General features: G+C 39.7%; 8 protein-coding genes. 2 read left to right on the top strand and 6 right to left on the bottom strand.

What is annotated here, in order from left to right; genetic code table 11:
• Nucleotides 1–10: 10 nt before the first annotated feature.
• Complete coding sequence (locus H344_RS22440) at nt 11–154, bottom strand: hypothetical protein (protein ID WP_394330147.1); 144 nt, start codon at nt 152–154, stop codon at nt 11–13.
• Nucleotides 155–758: 604 nt separating this feature from the next.
• Between H344_RS22440 and H344_RS0114580 the strand changes: the two genes are divergently transcribed.
• Complete coding sequence (locus H344_RS0114580; protein WP_026810984.1) at nt 759–3044, top strand: relaxase/mobilization nuclease domain-containing protein; 2286 nt, start codon at nt 759–761, stop codon at nt 3042–3044.
• Between the two features lie 111 nt (nt 3045–3155).
• Here the strand turns inward: H344_RS0114580 and H344_RS0114585 are convergent, their stop codons facing one another.
• From H344_RS0114585 to H344_RS0114605, 5 genes are all read right to left on the bottom strand, one after another.
• A complete protein-coding gene (locus H344_RS0114585; RefSeq protein ID WP_026810985.1) occupies nt 3156–3449 on the bottom strand; it encodes a type II toxin-antitoxin system RelE/ParE family toxin in 294 nt (97 codons plus the stop codon).
• Nucleotides 3440–3667, bottom strand: a complete 228-nt coding sequence (locus H344_RS0114590) for a hypothetical protein (RefSeq protein ID WP_026810986.1) — start codon at nt 3665–3667, stop codon at nt 3440–3442. Before H344_RS0114590 ends, H344_RS0114585 begins: the two co-directional genes overlap by 10 nt.
• Before the next feature lie 277 nt (nt 3668–3944).
• Nucleotides 3945–5159, bottom strand: a complete 1215-nt coding sequence (locus H344_RS0114595) for a site-specific integrase (RefSeq protein ID WP_026810987.1) — start codon at nt 5157–5159, stop codon at nt 3945–3947.
• A 611-nt stretch (nt 5160–5770) separates the two neighbouring features.
• A complete protein-coding gene (locus tag H344_RS0114600; protein WP_084148823.1) occupies nt 5771–6073 on the bottom strand; it encodes a transposase in 303 nt (100 codons plus the stop codon).
• Nucleotides 6074–6590: 517 nt separating this feature from the next.
• Nucleotides 6591–6824: a hypothetical protein gene (locus H344_RS0114605; protein WP_026810989.1), complete on the bottom strand. Its 234-nt coding sequence runs from the start codon at nt 6822–6824 to the stop codon at nt 6591–6593.
• Nucleotides 6825–7068: 244 nt separating this feature from the next.
• On the opposite strand from H344_RS0114605, the gene H344_RS21995 reads away from it, so the two are divergent.
• Nucleotides 7069–7257, top strand: coding sequence for a hypothetical protein (locus H344_RS21995; protein WP_026810990.1), 189 nt, complete (start codon nt 7069–7071; stop codon nt 7255–7257).
• Nucleotides 7258–7985 lie beyond the last annotated feature (728 nt).

Below are 7985 nucleotides of genomic sequence, written 5' to 3' on the forward strand. Positions count from 1 at the left end.
TTGAAAATTATTAATTATTTCTTCGTAGTAATTCCTCAACACCTTCCCGAAATGTCTCGCCAATAGATAGTTCCTTTTCGCCCAAAAAAACGCTGTTTTTGCGGATAGCGGTGATTTCATCGATGGCCACGGAATACGATTTATGTATTCTTATAAACTTATTCTAGGTTGATCCCATGTCCAGTTCGTTAAGACCTCCGATCTATAGTATAAATTTCCAATCACCAATCGTTTACTTAACCCCAGGTATAATTAGATTTTCTGTAGCAATTAAACTTATAATATTTACCATGCCCCTGCGGAAGTCGGGCCAACCTTCCGAACCTATTCTTTTCCCTAACCACATTTTTTCCCATCAGCTAGGGAAGGATCCCGTACGCAGTCTTTCCCCCCTCGGCCCCGCGCATAGCACAAAAGGCAAAAAGGCCGCTTGAGCTTTTTCCCCTACCTACAAAAAAACAGATTATTTCTATGATTTATTTGATCGGTATTATTATAATATTAGACCAGATTGGTTGTTTGTCTGTACCCATTTGGTAGCATGTGGTTTGATATGGTTTTGACGTATAAAATACTGTATATTAAGCTTTTATCATGTGTTTGGATTCTTTATATTTAACATTAATTATCCGTTTTTGACGGATAGCAAGTTATGTTTTGCGTTACGCAAAACCCCTACTTCTGACGAAGTGAAAACCCTGCTTTTTGCAGACAATTGTTATTAATCGAGGTAGAAACCATCAACATCAAAGATCAAAATGATAGCAAGGATACTCTATCGGAGCAATGTGCAAGGGGTGCTGAACTACGTCCTGGGCAAGGCCGATAACACCATACTCGGTTTCCAGAACACCTATTCGGATACGGATACCGATACCAAGTTTTTTGGAAGGGTGCTCTACTACCTTGGCAATCGCCACGATTCCGAAAAACGCTATGTACATGCCACCCTGAACCTTCCCCGAGGTGAACATCTGGACGATGAGACTTTTTTGGCCCTGTCCAAAGCCTATATGGAATACATGGGCTATGAGGAACAGCCCTATATGGTGGTACGGCATCACGATACCGAGCACGAGCACGTGCACATTGTCTCCAGTACCATAAGGGAAGACTGTAGCCAGATCAACCTTTCCTTTGACTATAGAAGGAGCATGGCTGCCCAGAAGTATCTGGAGAAAAAGTTTGGACTTTCGCCCTCGCCAAATAAGAGGACGGTCCGAGAGCTTCCCAAACTGGAAACTCCCCAGTTTAACCACCAGGATGGTAACGGGGTTCGATACTATATGCAGGATATCCTGAACAATACCCTGCAAAAATATAAGGTGCGGAGTTTTGACGAACTAGCCAAACTACTTGAAAAATACCATATCGAACTGAAAGTTGTGGAACGTTCTGGTAGGGTAGGGGTAGCTTATGGGATTGCGACCAAGGAAGGGTACCGGTCCCGTTTTATTGGCGGCTATACCGTACACCCACAATTCTCTGGTCCCAAACTCCAACAAGTCTTCGAGCGCAATCGGCAATCGGCCCTATTGCCCATGGTAAAAAAGCGTTTGGAAAAACAAATACAAACTACCTATAAACTTTTTAGGACCCTCCGCCCCGAGCACCTCCCCGAAATTCTAGGCGCCCATCAAAAGCTGGATTGTAGGCTAAGCTACAACGACCAGGGGCAGGTGGTAAATTTCACCATCTATGATAAATCGGGCTATGTGCTGCGCAGCGATGAGATTGGGAGCGACCTTGGTATCCATGAGAACCCCGAATTGTTCCAAACCGAACACACCCAAATGTACATGGATAGCAGGCAATTGGCATTGGAGTTCCAACGCTGCCTAAGGGAAGCCTTCCAAAAGACCTATCGGGATTTAAGGTACAAGCCCTTGTTCTCGGAGCATATCCTGAAAACTCCCCTAGATGTTTTGGTTAGGGAAATGATGAAATCGGATCGCTTTCTCTTCCTTAAGAAATACCTGCATACCGATAACCGGACCTTATGGAAGGTAATCGCCTCCCACTACTATCCTTTTAGTGAGAAGCTATATACTTCCGCCATAAATAAGGAAAAGCAGGAATTGCAAAAGAAGGCCGACCTTATCCAACGGGCCAGGGACCAGCTGTTCACCTATGCCCCGGATCAAAGGGAGGTTCTTGGGGCGCTTGTCCAAAGTCTGGGCGTACGACACAATGAGGGCACACTGACCTATGCGAATTCCAAGCTCCACCAAGTGCCGATCGATCTGGGCAACAACCTACTACAGACGAGTGCAAACCCCTATACCCCTCCTGGTTTTGCAGATGAAAATGAAAAGTTGTTGGAAGGGCTGCTACATGATAAACCTGCCAAAGAGATAAAACCGGGTCCCACCGCCCTGTTTTTGCCCATGGTATTCCCGAAGCTCTACAATGCTATGGTACCGACCTTTAGGGAACGATTCGATACCTTGGTCCTACAGGCCTATCATAGCTACGCCGAACGGATGCAGGCGCCCTTTGAGAAATCGCCCAAGGACTATATTGCCTTTTTCAATGCCAGGGGCTTCTATTTTGAACAGCATGGAGGTAAACTCTGGGTGGGCTCCATGTACTCCAAACATTCGGTAGCGATCGCCCTTTCAACGAAAATGCAGGACTATTTGCAATCGTCCCCTGAGCTTTCTAGTGCCATGGCCACGCAGTCGATCATCCTGAACAATATGATAGTCAAAGGGCAGGACAATTTGAAAAGCCTTTGGATGGGGCACTTAATGGAACGCGGACTTTATAAACAAGCGGCGTATAGTTACGTGTTGGAAGGTATATTAGCCAATTTGCCGCTAGAACTAGTGGAGCACCATATGGCAAACGGATTCAAGGAGGCCTTGGTGGCCGCTGCCACGGAGCGGGACCGAAGAGCACAGGCCAAGACACTCCGAGCAGGTTGGAACGCCCTAGAAACGCTCATGGGCCCTACCAGCTCCCAAGAGGAGGAAGCCTATAACGGGTTTAAGGACGAGCTTACGGATTATTCGAAATACAAGGGGAATTGGCTTGGGATGTAGGCTGCAATTGCAACTATTACCTATTGGAGTTAACCTTCAATATAGTTTTGAAGTTTTATGAGTGAAGTGATTATTACTTAAAATTTGTTGAGAGTCGGTTTATGCGGTAACTCATTCTATCGGTTCTTGTCTTGTCCCCCTAAAGTTGATAATTTCAATCTGTCCTTTTTGGGGTTGAATTCTGTAGATAATGTAGTTATTCTTATCTACCAGTCCTTTATGGAGATTTTTGTAATTAGCTGTTTCTGGATAGATTTTCGGATATTTACTTATACGGATTAAAAAGTCTTGCAGGTTCTGTTCAAGATTGTGGATTTCCTTTACCGTCCATTCTTCTTCAAGATATTCAATGACATTTTCAAGGCCTCTTTCGGCCTGGGGTGTCCAAACAATTTTTAATGCCATTTATCAAAACGCTTCATGACGGTTTCACTGGAAACAAATTCACCTTTATCTGCCTGTTTTAAGCCCGTTTTAATTTCTTTTTGTTCTTCTTTTGTCATTTCGCTCCACCAGTCTACTTCTTCTTCGTCAAAAACTTTTTTAAGCTTCGCCAATAAGCTTTCTTTCTGCGTTTGCAGTAAAAGATGCATCAGCTCTAATTTCTTAGCTTCTATATTCATAGTTAAAACTTTTATCCTAACAAAGATACTTTTTTATCTGCTAATTCTGTTCCTAACCCTTCAAACGGAAATTCCCCTCTGTATATTTTATGGACCGTGATATCCTGAGGTATGGTTCTTTAGTTTTTTAATTAGCTTTTTGACCATTTCGGGCATGTTCCAAATTGTGAATTCATTTTGCCATCTTCTATATATTCTTTTACCGAAAACTCTTCAGATTTAATTATCCTATTGGAGTGTACAATACTTTAGCCCCTAATAATTTCGAACTGATACTTTAGATTTCCAATCGTTCCTGATATTGATCCAAAATATGCGTCGGAAGATCTTTAATGTAGATTTCCGTGGTGCTAATATCACTGTGCCCAAGCATCTTGCTTAGTGCGTTGATTGGAACATCATTGAGGATTAGATTGGTTGCCATGGAGTGACGACTTACATAACTTGTTAGACGCTCTTCAATTTCACAAAGTTCGGCAATCTCTTTTAGGCGTTTGTTATAGCGTAATCTTTCCCATTGGATGTCCTTATATTGATCACGGATTCCCTCGCGCTTTATTATTGGAAATATATGGGCAGTTTTGTTCTTGCCTTTTAAATAGTGATCGATAATAGAGGATAACTGTGGAGTTACCTTAATATCGTAATGTCTTGCGGTTTTTTGCCTGCGGTACTGGATGCGTCCATCTAGGATATTCTCCACTTTTAAAAAAGCCATATCAATAAATGAAATACCGTTCATAAGGTAGGAGCACAAAAAATAGTTCCTTGCATTGAATAATGGAGATTCTACCTCTAATTTTAAGTCCAGGATACGCCTAATCTTTTCTTTACTGATGGCACGTTTGGCCGTTGGTTCGGATTTAATCTTATATTTTTTAAAAGGATAGGAATCCGATGACACAATTCCGCGGTGAATGGCTTTATTATAAATGGCTCTATAGGTCCTCATATACATGGCTAGTCCATTTAACCCATTGCCTTTTTTTAAGTGAGCCGTTTCAAATCGTTTAAGATAGGTATAGGTGATCTCTTCAAAACGCAGAAATTCTTTTTTGTTGAACTTCTTCAATGGTCCAAGGGCGCATTTATAGGCTCTGGCATTACCGAACCGATTAGCCTCCTCCATTTCATGTATCAATTGCTGGGCAAAATCAAAAAAGGAAATTGTGTTGGCGGGTCTAATTAATGTGTATTTAAGATTAGTTACGCTCAATCCTTTCAGCCGGCCACTTGCTTCTAACTCGTTTATCCCATCTCTTAATTCTGTTTTTTTCTTGGTAAGAAGGTTATTTAATCGTGAAACGGAAGACACTTCTTTGAAAGATTTTTTAACTTCACGATTCTTCTCGTTCCAATATTCGAGAGGAATGGCAAACCCAGTGGAGATGGAAATTGTTTTTCGATGATGGCTCAATCGAAAAATAATGGGACAGGTGCCATCTTTTCGTTTTCGCCTGGCGTCTATGGTAAGCGTAATGTTTGTCCTCATATTTAAAGATACAAAAAATTTGCACTCAATTTGCACTCAAAATATGGTTTAATATGGTCTTATTTGGTTTTAAATAAACTGTATATTTATGAAAATCAAGTATTTAGGTATTTTAAAGACCATTTAAATACAATATTTAATCGACTTCTAAGCAGGCGGTCGAAGGTTCGAATCCTTCTGCCATCACCACCGGAAACCCTCAGTAAACACTGGGGGTTTCGTCGTTTTAGGACTTTCCGTAAAACAGCTAATCCTCCAAATTGTGCATAGTTTGTGCATAGTTTTTTCACTTTAACTTTATTTAATGAAATCTGGTCTCAAATAAGCTGTTTTGAATACAAATAGGACCAGTGAATTTTTTCTTGAGTAAATATTGGCCTAGTTCATGGTTCATGACGAAATCGTATCTTAATCATAGTGCCAGTTGTATTGTTTGTGAAAAATAGCAGTGACTCTGTGATGTTTCTAAACGTCATGAACATTGATAAATAAGAACTATGGAGATATGAGCCAATATCATTGACAAAAAGATGAAGTAGGATACCAACTTGTTTCGCTAGCCGAATTTGGATTTATTCTAGATCAAGTCCAATTTCTGGGTATTTGATTATTTATGCAAATAGTTGAGTTAACCTAAAGAGGAAGAATTTCGTATTCCTTACGCCCCTGAACTGTGCCCTGAACGCTTTAATTTTTGCGTTGAAGGATTCCGCAGAAGCATTCGTACTTCTATTTATAAAATAGTTTAGGATCGACCTATAATTGAGCGATATAATATTTGCAATAGTATTGAAGGCTCTTAATCCTGTGTTTTCCACCTCTTTGTACCAATGTGCCAGCTTTGTATATGCTATTTGTGTAGTAGTAACTGTATTGAATATGTTCCTAAGTCCCTGAACTGGGTTGAAGACCATCCTGTTAATGGATTTTTCTTATCAAAATAACCAAAATAGAAAATACAGGGCAAGGAGAAATCCCAAGATAACCTAGAACCAGAAGGATGCAATATGAAAACCTCTTAACTTAATGACATTGCGCTCGCGCTAGCAGGGGATTATGTAAAGGGAAAGTTCCTCCGATAGTATACACTCCATACGGGCAGGCATGTGGATCAGGTTTACGCCCTGCAAATGCTCGTGCCCCGTATAGCCGCGGTCCAAGACGGCGAATTTCGTTAGGGCCGTATTGCTGCCGTCCGTCGACTTAACGATATTGCCCGAGTTGGGACTCTAAAGGGCATTGTTATCGCTGTTTTAAAGAACTTTTCTCTGTACCATACTGGGCATTGTCTGCTTACCGATGTCTGCACAAACGTGAGGCTTGCGCTATCGGGGGAATTAGCATTATGGTTATTTAAAGTACCAAAAATACCACAGATTTTAACTATCTTCTATTGCGATCACAAAAAATTATGCTTACACTAATTAAAAACTACTTAAAGATTTCCTTTTCCACCTGAAATACTCCAAAAAAAAACATAATTGCCAACGCAATGCGAAATCGCCATGTTGTTATTTTATCATCAAATCGATCTGCATTTTTCAATCCATGTTCATCTTCATGGGGCCGATTAGGAGGTGGTTTAAGAGGATTATTAAAAAAAATAAATCCTAAAATGGATAGGCAAATGCTCAAAAGTCCTAAAATAATATTATTGGTCTCCATCTTTCTAGTTTGTAATACGACTTATAAGTGTAACCTTCAAATCAACATTCTGTCTTAATATCTGTTTTGCCATAACTCAAATATACTTATTACGGACTTAATAAATTAGTACCATCAAAGGTAGACACTCCAATCTTAAACCACTAACAATTAAGGAATTTAATTCTCGGATTGACCAATCCATGGAAGATTCAAAAAATGGGCGACTAATTGAAGCGAGTGAATTAAAGGCTAAAATTGATAAATGGAGTTAAAATTATTTTGGACTGATTTTTCTCAAAAAGAACTCGAAAAAAATTATAGGTACCATCGTGAAAAAGCAGGAACCCAAATTGCAAAAAATCTCGTTAACGGAATTTACAATGAGACTTTAAAGCTAACAGCTAACAAAACAACCGAAAATTGGACAACTCGAAGAGCTTCTAAAGGATAGAGAACAAGAATTCAGATATTTCGTCTATAAAAATTATAAAGTCATTTATTGGATAAACATTAAAGAAAACCGAATTGAAATAAATGACGTTTTTGACACGCGACAAAACCCAATAAAAATAGAACGGACGAAATAAAGTCAGTTGCCAACACCGATTACCGTTGCCCAAGCCCATAAATTCACGAAAGCCGAACTATTAAAGCCCTTTTTTGGCTGTCTTATTTTGTCAACTTAACGGTCCAGTTAAATTCTGTAAGGCTTATTACCAAGTTTATTGCGTCCTGAAGCTCCTTTATTTCATTATATATAAAGAAAAGCGTCCTTGCCCCACTTTTTGTCAGTTTTTAAGTGAACTTTAGGTATTCCTGCCGTATCATTCCTTTAGATTTATAAAGTTATATTTAGTAAATAAAAGGAATACAAAAAAGAATAATAGTTATGATGATGAGATTTCTTTTTTTGCTTCTTTTTTCTTTGTTGATAAGTACAACTTTGTTAATAACCATAATTGAAAAAGAACGGGGTGAACTTTGTGTCGTTCTAGGTTTATGGCCTATCGCCTGTATTAGTCCCCGTTCTTTATTAACCCGGTTGCAAGGACCAAATAGAATTTCAGTCTCTACCTACTAAAGGTGTTAGTCAACGCAACCATTTTTAAACACCATAAAATTATGAAAATAATGGAAACAGTGGGCGTGGACATCAGTAAATTAACTTTTGACGCAAGG

The organism is Arenibacter latericius DSM 15913 (genome assembly GCF_000424985.1).
Lineage (GTDB): Bacteria > Bacteroidota > Bacteroidia > Flavobacteriales > Flavobacteriaceae > Arenibacter > Arenibacter latericius.